At 57.9% G+C, this 15305-nt stretch carries 16 protein-coding genes and 2 riboswitches; of the genes, 1 reads left to right on the top strand and 15 read right to left on the bottom strand.

The genetic code is table 11. The features are described from left to right. Nucleotides 1-2 precede the first annotated feature (2 nt). The 10 genes from gcvPB to WFP06_RS04650 all read right to left on the bottom strand — a co-directional run bounded on the left by gcvPB (nucleotide 3) and on the right by WFP06_RS04650 (nucleotide 10677). Nucleotides 3-1604 (bottom strand): aminomethyl-transferring glycine dehydrogenase subunit GcvPB, encoded by a 1602-nt coding sequence (gene gcvPB, locus WFP06_RS04695; protein ID WP_336986080.1) that lies wholly within the window; start codon nucleotides 1602-1604, stop codon nucleotides 3-5. Next, nucleotides 1601-2971, bottom strand: coding sequence for an aminomethyl-transferring glycine dehydrogenase subunit GcvPA (gcvPA, locus tag WFP06_RS04690; RefSeq protein ID WP_336986079.1), 1371 nt, complete (start codon nucleotides 2969-2971; stop codon nucleotides 1601-1603). The genes gcvPB and gcvPA overlap by 4 nt, the downstream gene beginning before the upstream one ends. A gap of 4 nt (nucleotides 2972-2975) precedes the next feature. Beyond that, the gene (gene gcvH / locus WFP06_RS04685; protein WP_336986078.1) at nucleotides 2976-3347 is read right to left on the bottom strand and encodes a glycine cleavage system protein GcvH; all 372 of its coding nucleotides are present in this window, start codon (nucleotides 3345-3347) and stop codon (nucleotides 2976-2978) included. A 13-nt stretch (nucleotides 3348-3360) separates the two neighbouring features. After that, on the bottom strand, nucleotides 3361-4536 hold the full coding sequence (gene gcvT / locus WFP06_RS04680) for a glycine cleavage system aminomethyltransferase GcvT (RefSeq protein ID WP_419716214.1): 1176 nt from the start codon (nucleotides 4534-4536) through the stop codon (nucleotides 3361-3363). A gap of 25 nt (nucleotides 4537-4561) precedes the next feature. Further along, a riboswitch (glycine riboswitch) is annotated at nucleotides 4562-4668 on the bottom strand. Between the two features lies 1 nt (nucleotide 4669). Beyond that, a riboswitch (glycine riboswitch) is annotated at nucleotides 4670-4772 on the bottom strand. 56 nt (nucleotides 4773-4828) lie between these two features. Further along, complete coding sequence (locus WFP06_RS04675; RefSeq protein WP_336986077.1) at nucleotides 4829-5512, bottom strand: NAD(P)H-binding protein; 684 nt, start codon at nucleotides 5510-5512, stop codon at nucleotides 4829-4831. Then, on the bottom strand, nucleotides 5505-6665 hold the full coding sequence (locus tag WFP06_RS04670; protein ID WP_336986076.1) for a deoxyguanosinetriphosphate triphosphohydrolase: 1161 nt from the start codon (nucleotides 6663-6665) through the stop codon (nucleotides 5505-5507). Before WFP06_RS04670 ends, WFP06_RS04675 begins: the two co-directional genes overlap by 8 nt. Nucleotides 6666-6682: 17 nt before the next feature. After that, nucleotides 6683-7378 (bottom strand): aspartate/glutamate racemase family protein, encoded by a 696-nt coding sequence (locus WFP06_RS04665; protein ID WP_336986075.1) that lies wholly within the window; start codon nucleotides 7376-7378, stop codon nucleotides 6683-6685. 95 nt (nucleotides 7379-7473) lie between these two features. Further along, on the bottom strand, nucleotides 7474-8442 hold the full coding sequence (locus WFP06_RS04660; RefSeq protein ID WP_336986074.1) for an alpha/beta fold hydrolase: 969 nt from the start codon (nucleotides 8440-8442) through the stop codon (nucleotides 7474-7476). 4 nt (nucleotides 8443-8446) lie between these two features. Further along, complete coding sequence (locus WFP06_RS04655; RefSeq protein ID WP_336986073.1) at nucleotides 8447-9463, bottom strand: SO2930 family diheme c-type cytochrome; 1017 nt, start codon at nucleotides 9461-9463, stop codon at nucleotides 8447-8449. After that, nucleotides 9460-10677, bottom strand: a complete 1218-nt coding sequence (locus WFP06_RS04650; RefSeq protein ID WP_336986072.1) for a parallel beta-helix domain-containing protein — start codon at nucleotides 10675-10677, stop codon at nucleotides 9460-9462. Before WFP06_RS04650 ends, WFP06_RS04655 begins: the two co-directional genes overlap by 4 nt. Nucleotides 10678-10744: 67 nt before the next feature. Here WFP06_RS04650 and WFP06_RS04645 point away from each other — a divergent pair, with 67 nt between their 5' ends. Then, the gene (locus WFP06_RS04645; RefSeq protein WP_336986071.1) at nucleotides 10745-11164 is read left to right on the top strand and encodes a DUF2147 domain-containing protein; all 420 of its coding nucleotides are present in this window, start codon (nucleotides 10745-10747) and stop codon (nucleotides 11162-11164) included. 3 nt (nucleotides 11165-11167) lie between these two features. Here the strand turns inward: WFP06_RS04645 and WFP06_RS04640 are convergent, their stop codons facing one another. The 5 genes from WFP06_RS04640 to WFP06_RS04620 all read right to left on the bottom strand — a co-directional run bounded on the left by WFP06_RS04640 (nucleotide 11168) and on the right by WFP06_RS04620 (nucleotide 15298). Then, nucleotides 11168-11500 carry a hypothetical protein gene (locus WFP06_RS04640; protein WP_336986070.1) on the bottom strand — a complete coding sequence of 111 codons (333 nt, stop codon included), beginning with the start codon at nucleotides 11498-11500 and terminating at the stop codon, nucleotides 11168-11170. A gap of 14 nt (nucleotides 11501-11514) precedes the next feature. After that, entirely contained in the window at nucleotides 11515-12990 is a 1476-nt protein-coding gene (locus WFP06_RS04635; RefSeq protein WP_336987627.1) for an NAD(P)(+) transhydrogenase (Re/Si-specific) subunit beta, read from the bottom strand. 80 nt (nucleotides 12991-13070) lie between these two features. Continuing rightward, nucleotides 13071-13355 carry an NAD(P) transhydrogenase subunit alpha part 2 gene (locus tag WFP06_RS04630; protein WP_336986069.1) on the bottom strand — a complete coding sequence of 95 codons (285 nt, stop codon included), beginning with the start codon at nucleotides 13353-13355 and terminating at the stop codon, nucleotides 13071-13073. 139 nt (nucleotides 13356-13494) lie between these two features. After that, complete coding sequence (locus WFP06_RS04625; RefSeq protein WP_336986068.1) at nucleotides 13495-14103, bottom strand: fasciclin domain-containing protein; 609 nt, start codon at nucleotides 14101-14103, stop codon at nucleotides 13495-13497. Between the two features lie 73 nt (nucleotides 14104-14176). Then, a complete protein-coding gene (locus WFP06_RS04620) occupies nucleotides 14177-15298 on the bottom strand; it encodes an NAD(P) transhydrogenase subunit alpha (RefSeq protein ID WP_336986067.1) in 1122 nt (373 codons plus the stop codon). Nucleotides 15299-15305: the final 7 nt, after the last annotated feature.

Raw genomic sequence — 15305 nt, 5'->3', positions numbered from 1 at the left:
TCCTAGCGCCCGCCAATCTCGCTTGCCGATGGCGCGCCGGCCGGGGCAACATGGCCCTTGTAAACCAGCACAGGTTTGCGTGCAGCCAATGTTTCGTCAAGCCGCCGACGCGGTGTGAAGTGCGGTGCGCTGTGCAGGCTTTCATCACCCGCCACAGCCCGTTCGGCCACCGATCGCAGCGACGCGATCAGGCGATCTGTTCCGTCTTTGCTTTCGGTTTCGGTGGGCTCGATCAACATTGCTCCATGCACGACCAACGGGAAATAGACCGTCATGGGATGAAAACCCTCGTCGATCAGCCCCTTGGCAATATCGAGCGTGGAGAACCCTTCCGCGAGCCCGTTATCGCTGAACAAGGCTTCGTGCATACAGGGGCCGGAGCCAGCGTAAGGCGCTTCCAAAACGTCTTCCACGCTCCGCAAGATATAATTGGCGTTGAGCACGCAATCTTCGGCGACTTGCCGCAAGCCGTCCGCGCCATGGCTGAGGATATAGGCCAGTGCGCGGGTGAACATCCCCATCTGCCCGTGAAATGCAGCCATCCGGCCAAAGCTGTCTGGCTGGCGATCACCGGCGGTTTCTTCCTCCACCAATGTCAAAGTGCCGTCCGCGTGCAGTTCGGTGAACGGGATCGGGCCATAGGGACACAGTGCCTCGCTTAGAACAACAGGCCCGCTGCCCGGTCCGCCGCCGCCGTGCGGAGTGGAGAACGTCTTGTGCAAGTTGATGTGCATGGCATCGACGCCCAGATCGCCAGGGCGAACCTTACCGACGATGGCGTTGAAGTTTGCTCCATCACAATAGACATATCCGCCAGCAGCGTGGACCGCATCCGAGATAGCTTTGAGATCACGTTCAAACAGACCGCAAGTATTGGGGTTGGTGATCATCACACCGGCAACATCGGGGCCCAGCCGCGATTTCAACGCTGCCAGATCCACGCGCCCGTCGGCGGTCGCGGGAATATTTTCGACCCGGTAACCGGCAAATGCGGCGGTCGCGGGATTTGTGCCATGCGCGCTCTCGGGCACCAGAATTACCTCACGTGCGTCACCCTTGGCTTCCAACGCTGCGCGGATACACAATATACCGCACAATTCGCCGTGCGCGCCTGCCTTGGGCGTCATGGCAACGCCGTGCATTCCGGTGAGGGTAATAAGCCAGTGTGCCAGTTCGTTTATCACACCCAGCGCGCCCTGCACCGTCTGCACAGGCTGCAGCGGATGGACATCGGCGAAACCCGGCATCCGGGCAACTTTTTCGTTCAACCGCGGATTGTGCTTCATTGTACAGCTTCCCAGCGGAAACGGACCCAGATCAATCCCGTAATTCTGGCGACTGAGCCGGGTATAGTGCCGTACTGTTTCAGGCTCTGTCAGCCCGGGCAAAGGCGCCGGTCCTTTTCGCAGATGGCCTCTGAGCGATGCCAATACCCCGTATCCGGGCTCATCGATATCGACACCCGAATTGCCCGTACTGCCGAGCTCGAAAATCAGCTTCTCTTCCAGCATCAGCCCCTTGTCGCCGCTCACCGTAGCTGGCGCGTTTTTCTCACTGTCGGCGTGCATTTCGGGCTTCCAGCCGCTGTTGTTGGGCGCGTTCATTGCGCATCTCCTGCAAGAATTCGCTCCAGTGCCGAACCAAGCGCTTCTATATCGTCGCTTGTCGTGGTCTCGGTTGCGGTTACCAACAGCCCGTTTTGAAGCGCAGGATTATCGGGATAGAGCCGCCCCAGCGACACGCCGCCAAGCACGCCCGCATCTGCCAGTTCACGAACGATTCCCCGGGCATCACGCGGCAACATGACCGCGAATTCATTGAAATAATTATCGTTGATAATGGTCACGCCGGGCACCTTGGCAATACGCGCTGCAGTCTCGCGTGCCCGGGAATGGTTCAGCCGGGCCAGTGCGTTTAGTCCCCCGCCGCCAAGCAAGGTCATGTGGATGCTGAAGGCCAGCGCACAAAGACCTGAATTTGTGCAAATATTGCTGGTCGCCTTTTCGCGCCTTATGTGCTGTTCGCGGGTCGATAGCGTCAGCACAAAGCTGCGTTTGCCATCAGCATCAACAGTTTCGCCGCACAGCCGTCCCGGCATTTGGCGGACGTATTTTTCGCGGCATCCGAAAAGTCCCAGATACGGCCCGCCGAAGTTGAGGCCGACACCGATCGACTGGCCCTCACCCACCACGACATCTGCGCCCAGCGCACCTGGCGCCTCGAGCAAACCGAGTGCAACCGGTTCTGTCACGACGGCAATCAGCAATGCGCCCTTCGCGTGGGCGGCTTCTGCAACCTGTTGCAAATCACCGACCCGGCCCAAGATGTCCGGATATTGCACCACGACGGCACTCGTCTGGTCATCGATCCGGTCAATCAAGCCGCCATTGTCGGGCAACCCTTGAATTGTAGGTAACGTATCGGCGATCACATCTTTGGTGAATTTCGCCATGGTCTTGATCGTCGAGGTGTAATGTGGATGCAGCGCACCTGACAACACCACCCGGTTTCGCTTGGTAATCCGGCCAGCCATCGCAACCGCTTCCCAGCAGGCTGTCGAACCGTCATACAGCGACGCGTTAGCAATATCGGTGCCGAACAGCCGCGCTACCTGACTTTGAAATTCGAACAGGACCTGCAATGTGCCCTGTGCAATTTCAGGTTGATAGGGCGTGTATGCGGTGAGAAACTCGCCGCGCTGGATCAAATGATCGACGCTGGCGGGAATATGATGACGGTAAGCGCCCGCCCCCAGAAAAAACGGCGCATCGCCGGCATTCAGGTTCCGCGCGGCGAGCTTCCCCATATGCCGTTCGACCGCCATTTCGCTTGCATGCATTGGCAGATCGCTGATCGGCCCGCCGAGCCGCGCCTGATGCGGAACATCGACAAACAGATCGTCAATCGTATCTGCGCCAATTTTGGTCAACATGGCGACGCGGTCATCGGCGGTCAGGGGCAAATAGCGCATGGTTTTATAAAGTGCCTAAAAAGTCGTTATATTTCGCTTCTGTCATAAGATCATCCAGCTCTGACATATCGCTCAGTGTCAGCTTGAACAGCCAGCCATCTTCCTCGGCATCGGAATTGATCAGGTCCGGCTGGTCCTCGAGATCTTCGTTCAATTCAAGCACGACCCCCGAAACAGGCGTGTAAACGTCCGAGGCCGCCTTGACCGAATCGACCACACATGGGGCATCGCCTTTGCTCACTTCGGCGCCTTCTTCAGGCAGTTCCACATAAGTGATGTCGCCAAGCTGGCTTTGTGCGTAATCGGTTATGCCAATTGTGCCGACTTCGCCGTCAACGTCGATCCATTCGTGTTCTTCAGTGTAATAGCGGGTCATTGAACAGGTCTCCTCAGCGGAAGTAGTTGGTTGGTACAAAAGGCATTTTGACAATCTTTGCGGGCAAACGCCTGCCGCGCATTTCGATCTCAAGACTGTCGGAAAAGGCATGTTTTGAATCGATACTTGCCATGGCAATCGGATGCTGCAGGCTGGGCGAGAAGCCCCCTGACGTCACGGTACCGACCCTGGTTTCGCCGGCATAAACCTCTGCGCCTTCGCGGGCAGCTTGCCGCCCTTCGAGCGCAAGGCCGATGCGTGTGGTTGGCGCACCGTCGGCCAGCATTTTCAGGATGCGTTCCGCGCCGGCAAATCCACCCGCATCACGGCGTGCCTTGGAAACCGCAAAGCTCAATCCCGCGCTTACCGGATCGCTCTCGGGTGTGAGATCATGTCCGTAAAGCGGCAAGCCGGCTTCAAGGCGCAGCGAATCGCGCGCGCCAAGACCAACCGGCTTCACTTCGTCCATTGTCGCCAGCATTTCGGCAAGACTTTCGACCGACGCACCCGGGATCGAAATTTCAAAACCATCCTCGCCGGTATAGCCAGCGCGGCTGATCCACAGCGGCACTCCGCCCCAGTCGAACATGCCTGCCTGCATGAATTTGAGATCTGCCGCAGCCGGCACAATGCGTGCCATGACCTTGGCAGCCTCCGGCCCTTGCAATGCCAGCAAAGCCTGTTCGTCATGATGATTGAGCGTCAGGTCTTCGGGCAGCGCTTCGTAAAGATATGCTATGTCATCCCACTTCATCGCGCCGTTCACCACCAAAGCCAGATGCTGGCCGGTGTTGGTCACAATCAGATCGTCGAGGATGCCGCCATCCTCGCCCAGCAGTAGTGAATAACGCATTCGGCCGGGCTTGAGCGCCGAAATATCGCCCGGAAGGATTGCCTCCAGCGCTTCGGCAGCGCGCTTTGTATCGCCGCCGGGTTCTTCGATGGTAAGCTGACCCATATGGCTGACATCAAACAGCCCGGCGTGTTCGCGCGTCCAGAGGTGTTCGGCAATAATGCCCTCATACTGGATCGGCATATGATAGCCGGCAAATTCGACCATCCGCGCACCTTGCCCGCGATGCCATGCATCAAGCGGCAGCGCCTGCGTTTCGATGGCCTCGTCCAGATCCTGTGCGTCAGGCATATTTTCGTCAGGCATATTTTCGTCAGGCTTATTTTCGTCGGTCATGGGTAGTCCTTTCAAGCCACGCTTGCGGACCCCCTCTGTCGGATAACCTGAGAGCATCGCCCGGAACTGCCGGACTTCCCCCTTCGGTGGCCCGCCGCGATTGTGCGAAAGGCGCTTTCCAGAGCATCGCTATCGAACACATGCGGTCCATTGGCCTGAGAGATTCCGGGGTGGTTGCTCCTTCGGCGTTCTCCGATCCGAACTTCGAATCATGAGAACTCTCCCGCGCGGTTCAGCGACGTTTCAATTGGTTGCAGGCGGGGCCAGCCTGAGTCAATCGCCCCGACACAAATTATCGGTCGATTCTGCTCGCCGCGCGGTTGATAGCGTCATTATCGTGCATAAACCGGCCGCCAGCCTTTTGCGCGGCCAGCACAAGCATGGCTTCGGCAACGGTGCTTGCGTCAATCGCACGATATTTGCGGTTCGGACCTTGCAGCACCAGGTTGGTGATCGGGCTGGCCAGAATGCCGAGCCGTTCCAGTACCCGCCGGTCATCGCCCCGATGCCCGCGCAGCAATCCGGGCCGCAAAATATCCAGCCGCTTGAACTTCATCTTTTGAAACGCATCTTCCACCTCGCCCTTGACGCGCAAATAAAAGTTTTTTGACCGGGCGTCCGCCCCGATCGAACTGATGATTACAGCCTGGCGGGCTCCCGCGCCTTTTGCTGCTCTGGCGCTGTCCAGCACCAACCGTTGATCGACCGCCCTAAATGCGTCTTCGCTGCGTCCTGACTTGTTCCATGTCGTGCCCAGCGCGCAGGCGAAAACGGCGGCGTTGGCAGCCGCAATAGCATCCCCCCATTGTTCGGGCGGAGCAATGAGAACCTCCATTTTTGCGCCAGGCGGCAAATCGAGTTCACGCCGCGAGATTGCGACAATCCGGTAATCATTCCGGCCGACAGCGCGGCGGACTATCTCGCTGCCGATCAGGCCGGTCGAACCGACAAGAGCAATGCGGGTAACATCAGACATTGCGCAAACCTTCGGGAACACTGCCATAAATGCGGGCGCATTCGTTAATCGCGTAGCGGTCCGTCATGCCCGCAATAAAGTCCGCAATGTGCCTTGCACGTGCAGGCTGGTCTTCGGGCATGATCTGCCGCCAGCCATCTGCCAGTTCGTCGGGGCTCTGGTCATAGGCAGCATACAGACGCGCCACGACATCGCCCGCCCGCTCGGCCGTGTTCTGCTGGTCGGGGTGATAATAAAGCCGGTCGTACATAAAGGCTTTCAATTTGCGTTCCTGCTCCGCCATTTCGAGGCTGAATCTGGCCAAAGGCATTCCGGCGGCGCGCACATCCGCGATATTGTCGGTGCGCTGCAAATTTTCGCGCGTGTTTTCGACCAGATCGTTTACCATCAGACCGATTTGCCCGCGCACCAATTCGCGCAATTGACGCTCCAGCGGCGCTGATGGAAAGCGCGCTTCGACCAGACGCCACTGATCCGCGACGAAATCGAGTGTAAGCAGATCATCCAGATTCAGGAAACCTGCGCGCAGCCCGTCATCGATGTCGTGATTATCATAAGCTATGTCATCCGCCAGTGCGGATACTTGCGCTTCAAGCCCGGCAAATTCGCCCAAATCCATCGGGAATGCCTCGTCAAGCTGCGTCAGCGCCCAATTCGGGGTCTGGACCGGGCCATTGTGCTTGGCCAATCCTTCCAGAACCTCCCAACTCAAATTGAGCCCGTCGTGCGAGCAGTACGGGCTATCGAGCCGCATCAACGTGCGCAGCGTCTGCGCATTGTGATCGAAACCGCCATAACGGGCCATGGAAGACTGAAGCGCAGCCTCGCCTGCGTGGCCAAAGGGCGGATGCCCGATATCGTGAGCCAGACAAAGCGCTTCGGTCAAATCTTCATCCAGCCGCAGCGCCCGCGCGACGGTACGCCCGATCTGCGCGCATTCGAGGCTGTGGGTCAACCGGACCCTGTAATGGTCACCGTCAGGCGCGACAAAAACCTGCGTCTTGTGCCGCAGGCGGCGGAAACTGATGGAATGGATTATCCTGTCGCGGTCGCGTTGAAATGCACTGCGCGGACCGCGAACATCGCCGCGATCTTCGGGAAACTCACGCCCGCGACTGGTCGCAGGATCACTGGCATATTTTGCACGGTCCATCGGTGGCCGCCCTACAGTCAATCGTTGCCTAAAATCCAGTCTGCTGCCTTTTGGGCGTGGATTGTGGTGGAATCGTAGATCGGCAAGACATTCGCATCGATATCGACGACCATTTCCAGTTCGGTACATGCCAGAACGATAGCTTGCGCGCCGTCGCGTGACTGATTGGTGATGATCGTCTTCAGCATCCGTTCGGCATCTCGTGTTGCGCGCCCTTGCATAAGCTCGTCGTAAATCAGACTGTCGACCTGCTCGACCACGGACGGGTCGGGCGGCAACAGATCTATGCCGTAAGACACGAGATGCCGCCGGTAGAAGCCTTCCACCATCACATTGTGCGTGCCTATCAATGACGCGGTTTTTACATTGTCGGACTGCATCTTCGCGCCGACACATTCGGCAATATGCAAAATTGGAACGTCGATACGCTCGGCCAGCTGGGGATATATTTTGTGCATGGAATTGGCGCAAATGATGATCGCTTCCGCGCCGGCATCTTTCAGCCGGTTACCGGCATCAGCCAGAATATCTGTCGCACGGGCCCATTCTTCATCGCTTCGCAGGCGATAGACGCAATTGAAATCCAGGCTTTCGAGCAATAAGGGCGCGCTTGTCCGTTTGTTGCTGGCCTGTTGGACGGCGCGATTGATAAGTTCGTAATACCGGCGGGTTGAGGCCCAGCTCATACCCCCGATCATACCCAGTTTGCGCAAATTAGTACCTTCCAAAGGACTCTATGACGTGACGAACCGTCACGCTTTACGTGGGAAGCGGGCGTCCGTCCAGACGACCGAAATACCTGTGCGAATCAAACGGGATCTTTGGTTAAGGACAGAGTAGCTAGCCACTCGCGTAGGTCATTTGCGCTGCGGTCTGGCGTTTCTTCCATCGGCAAATGCCCGATCTGCGGATAGCTGACTTCTGCGGAATTCGGAATGTGCCGGGTAAACCAGGCGGATGCGGCAAACGGAATGAGCGAGTCCTCCTCGCCCCACATTACCAATGTCGGCACACGCATCCCTTCAGCTTGCCCGGAAGTAAATGGAACCCTTGCGACATCAAACCGCTTCAGCGTCGCTGCGCGATTGCCGGGATAGCGAAGCATTTCCCAATAACGATCGACGGCCTCGGGTGTCACAATGTCCTGATTGTAAACACTGCGCGCATAGCTCTGTTCGATCAGCGAGCGAGGCGTGATTTGCGTCATGAGGTTTCGTAAACCGGGGATGGCGGTGATTTTATATGCCAGATTACCGCCCCCCCTGGTATCGCGCTTTACCGGGGCGCCCGATGCGTCAACCAGCACCAGACCGTCCAGCCTGTCAGGGTTCTCCAGCGCATAAGCCATGGCAATTCCGCCGCCCATCGAATTGCCGCCGAGTATGAATTTTTTTAGACCGAGCCTATCGGCTACCTGTGTAATGGTGCCGGTGAATGCGGCCATTTCATAATTGTCATCCGGCGCTGGTCCGGTCAGGCCATGACCGATCTGATCGAAGCGAATGACGCGGTAATCATCCTTCAGTGCATCGACCCACGGCTGCCAGGTGTGCAAATCGGCGCTCGACCCGTGAAGTAACATGATAACCGGCGCATTCTCGGGTCCCTCATCCCGAAAATGCACTGTCAGTCCATCCTCCAGAGCCAGAAATTGGGAAGGTTCGCCTCCGTATTTGGCGCGCATTTTCTGTGGATCGGTATCGGGCGTACGAAAAATTAAGAATGCCAGAAACAGCAGACCAATCAGGACTGCGAGAGTTTTGCCCAACAATTTCATCCGGTCACAATCCCTTGATCCAGCGTTCCATTGCAGCAACGCCATCATGATCGACCGTAGATTTTCCCAACTCGGGCATCGCCACACCAGGCTCGTTACTCTTCATCCGGTGAACCAGAATCGACTGGCCGGGGTTGCCCGGCACAATATCGAACAGCAGACCGCCCGATCCGCGCCCTGCCGCCACGGGCCGTTTGTTGATTCCGATCGCGTCAGGGGCCGACTGCTCCCAGCGCAGATCCAGCCCGGAGTTCGAGGCGGTTGCACCCGGCCTGTGACAATGCGCGCAGTTTACGTCGAGATAGGCCCTGGCCGCAGCTTCGGCGGGCACATCATTGCGGTTTTCCCAAAGCGGCATTGGCGCGGCCAGCTGCGGAACTTCATCAAGCCCGCCTCTTGCGGCAAATGCGGTAAGCCAGTCGGGTGACAAATTGCGCGCCTTGGGCCCGATCGGCACAACCTTGCCGTTCAAACCGTGACATTCCTTGCACTGGTTCTTGTTCGGGACACGGTAACTGATTGCCTGCCCCGAGGGGGTGACCAGTTCGACCCGCGCGCCGGCGAGCGCCAATCTCGCATCGGTCTGGTCAGCATCCCATTGATAAGGAAGCGCGAGCCAGCCGTCTGCGCGGTGAAGCAACACGCGTGTCTCAATCAATTTGCGGTCCGCGCCTGCTCCAAATGCAAAGGTTTTAATGATTGCCGCGCCCACCGGGAGCTTAAGTAGCCCCGCTCCACCGGACAACGCTTGTTGACCTTGCGGCAAATAGATAAACCGCAATTTATCCGCGCCATCGGAATAGAGCGGCGTGTTAAGCCGGTAGGCAGTGACGCCGCGTGCCGGTATCTGGGCAGGCGCATCGGCAAAAAAGCCGAATTCCGACAATGCGCGCGGCATCCCCCCGCCGGTCACTGCGGTATCGCTAACTTCTTGAGCCGGTAGCGTTGCTGACGGAGACGCGGCCAGTACCGCCGCACCGAACAGTCCCACGGATAAGGCAAGGATAGCTTTCTGGATCACGGGGTAATTCGTGCCTCGATTTCAGGCCGCATCTGCATGATGTAGCTGCGCGCACCATCCGCCTCAGTCATACTTCCTTGCACGGGTGCCGGCTGTGCTCTGGATAAATCGGCGCCGATTTCCGGCAGACCCAAGGAGACTATCCCCACACTCGAATGCGCCTTCAGGGCATTGCCCCCCAAACCATCCCAAAGCACAGTCGGTATGCGCCCGCCAAACGCCTGCGCCAACTGGGTTCCGCCTTCGAACTGCGGATTGAAGCCATTATTATAAAAAGAATTAGTTTCCGAAACGACCACTTCGCGCGGATAGGGATTATATCTCGGATCATCGAAGTCTTGCGTGTAGGAGACAACCATCACGCCCGCAGTCGCATTTCCGGAAACCACGTTATGGGCAATCGTGACATCATCATTCGCAATCACCATCATCGCTGCCCCCATGGGGACGGAAGCAACGATATTGCCCTTAGGGGCAAAATTGATCGTGTCATTATCGATGACCAGATTGTGATCGACCAACACTTCACCCCCGCCCATGACCGGCAGGTTTGGCAAATCAAACACCAGAATGCCGCCGGTATTATGGCTGACAAAATTTCCGGTGACGCGTGCCTTGCGGCTGTTTTCAATTTCGATCCCGGCGACGTTATATTCGGCAACCGAATTGCGGACGACGATATTGGTGCTTTGTCCCACATAAATGCCCGCATCGGACGCACCGCTTACATGAACACTGTCAACCAGCACTTCATTGCTTTCGACAGGATAAATTGCATAGGCACCATTTGTTTCCAGCGGTCCGCCCGTCCATTCGACCCGAATTTTGTAATAAACGATGGCATCGGCGCCTTTTGATTTTATCCCGTCGCCCTTGGGGTTTTCCATACCGAAGTCGCGTAACGTGACATTGTCCGATGTAACCAGCAACCCCTCGCCCGCGCCTTGTTGGGCGGTAAAATCAAGTACCGAAAATTCACTGCCTGCGCCGCGCAGCGTGACACCGTCGACATCGAGCGAAAGCCCGTCGGTCAGTTCGAAACGGCCTTCGCCCAGAACGATCTCGTCGCCCGGTTCAGCCAGTATCAGCGCTTCCTGCAAACGTTCTTGCGCGCCTTCACCAGGCTCGACCCGGATTGTCTCAGCCGACACAGGGCTTGTCCAAAGAACCGCAGCAACGGCTGCCATGCAGGCAAAGTTCACTTTTTCTGTCATAAGTCTCTCTCCGAAATGCATATTGCGCGATTCTGCGCCAGAAGCAAACTGTCCGGAGCGAGACTGAATGACGCTGTATAAATGTGCCTTGGCCCTCGCCCCGCTTGCAGCATCGTTGGCGTTTCCCGCGCAGGCCGCCGCGACATCCATCGCGGGCAATTGGAAAACCGATGACGGCAAGGCGATTGTGACGTTTGCACCCTGCGGCCAGACAATGTGCGGCAAAATCTCCCGCTTTCTGGTGCCGGAACCGGCTGGCGGAGCGCGCGACAACGCAAATCCTGACAAAGCCAAGCGCAGCCGAAAGCTGCTTGGCTTGACCATATTCTGGAATCTCAAGGTCAAGGGCGGCAGCTATGCCGGCAAGGGATACAGCCCCGAGGAAGGCCGCGACTTCAACGCGGCAATCTCGCGTGCGGGTAACAGGTTGAAAGTAAAAGGCTGCGTTCTTGTGTTTTGCCGTACGGTGACTTTTACGCGGGCTTGAATGTCAGCCAAGGCCGATGGCGCACAAGCCGGCGGAAGTCGCTGTGACAGTAACAACCTTGTCGTCGCCAATATCGCGAACACGCTCGACATAATCGCCCAGGTTCAATTTTCCGCCCTCCGCCGCGCCCAGCGTTTCGAGCCTTCGCAACTGTTCGATTGTCAGTCTGTCGGTCATCCGCCGCGCCATACAGTCTGCCGTGCGTTCACCAACGCCTGCGTCCGTAAGCGCTGTCTTGACACGGTATTGGGTAACTTGTTCGATTCCGCCAAAAAACAGCAGATAAACGCCCGCGGCCAGCAACGCCGCGATAAACACAACTAGGGCTTTTTTCACGTGCGGACCCTACCTCAGTCCATCGCCTTGACGATTTCTTCGACCATCTTTTTGGCATCGGACAACAGCATCATCGTCTGGTCCATGTAAAAGACATCGTTATCGACACCCGAATAACCCACGCCGCCCATGCTGCGTTTGATGAAGAAGACCTGCTTGGCTTTTTCCACATCGAACACCGGCATCCCGTATATCGGGCTGGTTTTGTCGGTCTTGGCCGCAGGGTTCACCACATCGTTCGCGCCGATAATAAAGGCAACATCGGCCTGCGCAAATTCAGAATTGATATCTTCCAGTTCGAACACGTCATCGTACGGCACATTGGCTTCAGCGAGCAGGACATTCATATGGCCAGGCATCCGGCCCGCAACCGGGTGAATGGCGTATTTTACCTCGACGCCCTTTTCCTTCAGCATATCTCCCATTTCGCGCAGCGCGTGCTGCGCCTGCGCCACCGCCATGCCGTAGCCGGGGATGATGATGACCTTCTCCGCTTGTTCCAGCATGAAGGCTGCGTCCGCCGCGCTGCCCTGTTTGTAGGGACGTTGCTCCTTTGCCTCGCCGCCAACCGGGCCTGCATCCGCCCCGAACCCGCCCGCGATCACCGAGATAAAGCTGCGGTTCATCGCGCGGCACATGATGTAGCTGAGGATCGCGCCCGAAGAACCGACGAGCGCACCGGTAATGATCATAGCGGTATTGCCGAGCGTGAAGCCCATCGCCGCGGCCGCCCAGCCCGAGTAGGAGTTCAGCATCGACACGACGACCGGCATATCCGCCCCGCCGATGGGGATGATCAACAAAAAGCCTATGATAAAGGCGAGCACCGTTAGCCCGGCGATCAGCGGCAGGGTCTCGGCAGGGCCTGACATCGCGAACAGCGCGGTCAGCACAATGATGGCAGCCAGCATTCCAAGGTTGATGATGTGGCGCGCGGGTAGCAGGATCGGCGAACCGCTCATCCGGCCCGACAGTTTGAGAAATGCGATGACTGAACCTGAGAAGGTGATTGCACCAATCGCGATGCCCAGCCCCATTTCGATCTTGCTGACAGCGCCGATCTGCATCGGAAGGCTGTAGTCGGTCCCGATTGTATCCATCGGCACAAGCAGGCCGAAGGCGCCCGGATTCAGATAGGCTGCCCAGCCCACGAGCACTGCCGCAAGACCAACAAGCGAGTGAAAAGCCGCAACCAGTTCTGGCATCGCAGTCATCGCGATACGGCGGGCGATAATGAGCCCGATGAAGCCACCAACAGCAATCGCAATCATGATCTCGGCAAGGTTGGCGATGTCGTGCGTTACCAGCGTCGTGACCACCGCAACCAACATACCCGCCATGCCGAAGCGGTTGCCGCGCTGGCTGGTCGCGGGCGAAGAAAGACCGCGCAATGCGAGGATGAAGAACACGCCCGCCGCGAGATAGGCAAGCGCGACCCAAGGGTTCACCGGACCGTGTGTCGTCGCCACCTCTGCGGTCTGCATCGCCATCTGGTCGTAAGTCATCGGATATGTCGGGCCGCAATCGTCGCGCATGCATTCAGCAACTGGTGCGGCAAGGAGAGAAAACATCATTTCTTCTCCTTCTTCTTATACATCGCCAGCATTCGCGCGGTCACAGCGAAACCGCCGAAGATGTTGACGCTCGCCAGCACCACGCCCGCCAGTCCCAGCCACTTCGCCGCTGGAGCCCCGCTCGCCGCAGCGGCAATCAGCGCGCCGACGATGATGACACTGGAGATCGCATTGGTCACCGCCATCAGCGGTGTGTGCAGCGCGGGCGTTACCGACCAGACCACGTAGTAGCCGACGAAACAGGCCAGCACGAAAATCGAAAGGATTGAAATAAAGTCCATGATTTCCCCAACTCGTTGTGCACTGTCTATCGCAAGTACAGCTTTACAAGTCGAGGGGGAGTTGAAGTTCAATCCACGCACGAAATGCCCGGACATTTCTGCCCGGGCATCTATTATGTGTCAGAATTGGCTGCAGTGCTTACATACTGGGCAGCAAAACCCCGTTTACCACGTGAATGATACCATTGGATTGCATCACGTCTGCCTGTTTGACGTAACCCAAACTGCCATTCTGACCGGCGAGCTTTACGTCACCGCCGACCATCGAAGCGGTTAGCGTTCCGCCCTGGACAGTGGTAATCGTCGTGGTACCGCCGCCCGCTTTGATCTTGGCAACCAGGTCCGCGGCGGTCACCCGGCCGGGCACCACGTGATAGGTCAGAACCTTTTGTAGCGCAGCCTTGTTCGCCGGCATCAGCAAGGTGTTCAGCGTCGCTGCGGGCATTCTGCCAAATGCTTCGTCTGTCGGGGCAAACACAGTGAACGGCCCTGCACTGCTGAGCGTGGCGGCAAGGTCGGCAGCGACGACGGCTTTGACCAGCGTCGTGTGGATCGGTGAATTCTGCGCATTCTGCACGATATTATAGGTCGGGTACATCTTCGCACCGCCAACCGTAGGATATGCGACGGTCGTCGTGCTTGTCGCGGTAGCCATATCATCGTTCATGTCGCCTTCCATGGTCATACATCCGCCCAGGGCAAGGGCAGAACCGGCGGCGAGCAGTTTCATCGGGATTGAATAACGCATTGGAAAATCTCCTGTTGGTGTCTGCTAAAACTACGCAAGAGATCGTCTTTTGGTTGCAAAGAATTTTTAGAAACTAATTTGTCAGTCGTGCGTTCACGACCTTCCCGTTCTGCGTCAGGCGCACTGCATCACCGATCTCCGCGTCCAGAACCGGCCTTCCCTTTTCCTCATCCCAAAATGCGCTGAGGAAGTTGTAGAGGTTGCGCGCGAATAACGCCGAAGCGTCCGCTGCCAGATGGCCGGCGGCGTTGCTGAATCCGATGATTTTCACACCATGCCGCGTTACGGTCTGGTCGGGCTGTGATCCCTCGACATTGCCGCCTTGTGCCACGGCAAGATCAAAAACCACGCTGCCCGGTTTCATGCTGGCAATCTGGACATCACTGATAAGCCGCGGGGCTGCGCGGCCAGGTATCAATGCGGTGGTGATCACGATATCTTGCTTGGCGATATGGCTTGAAACCAGTTCGGCCTGTGCGGTCTTATATTCGTCGGACATTTCGGCGGCGTAACCGCCGCTGCCCTCGCCTTCGATACCTTCAACCGTCTCGACAAACACCGGTTTTGCACCCAGCGACCGGATCTGCTCCTTGGTGGCTGACCGGACGTCTGTCGCACTTACCTGCGCTCCAAGCCGCTTGGCTGTCGCGATAGCTTGCAGTCCGGCGACACCTACACCCATCACGAAAACGCGCGCGGCCTGCACAGTGCCTGCCGCTGTCATCATCATCGGAAATGCCCGGCCGTATGTGTTGGCCGACGCAATCACAGCCTTGTAGCCGGCAAGGTTCGACTGGCTGGATAAGACATCCATGCTTTGTGCGCGGGTGATGCGCGGCATGAATTCCATCGACAGCGCCTCCAGACCGGCCGCGGCGTACGCATCGACCCGGTCCTTTGCGCTGAACGGATCAAAAGTCGCGGCGACCCACGCGCCGTCCTTCGCGCCTGTAAGCAGAGCAGGATCCGGGGCTTGCACAGCCAGGATTATATCCGCGCCGGACACAGCCTGCTCGGCTGTGCCAAGCTCCGCACCCGCCGTCTCGTAATCCGCGTCGGATATCGATGCGCCGTCTCCGGCACCCTGCTCCACCGCGAGCGTCGCGCCCAGGGCCGAGAACTTTTTCACCGTTTCCGGAGTGATCGCAACGCGGCTTTCGCCAGCGGCGCGTTCTTTCAGGATCGCTATCCGCACGTTTGGA

Source organism: Altererythrobacter aquiaggeris (assembly GCF_037154015.1).
Lineage (GTDB): Bacteria > Pseudomonadota > Alphaproteobacteria > Sphingomonadales > Sphingomonadaceae > Aestuarierythrobacter > Aestuarierythrobacter aquiaggeris.
This window is presented reverse-complemented; position numbering and strand designations above follow the sequence as displayed.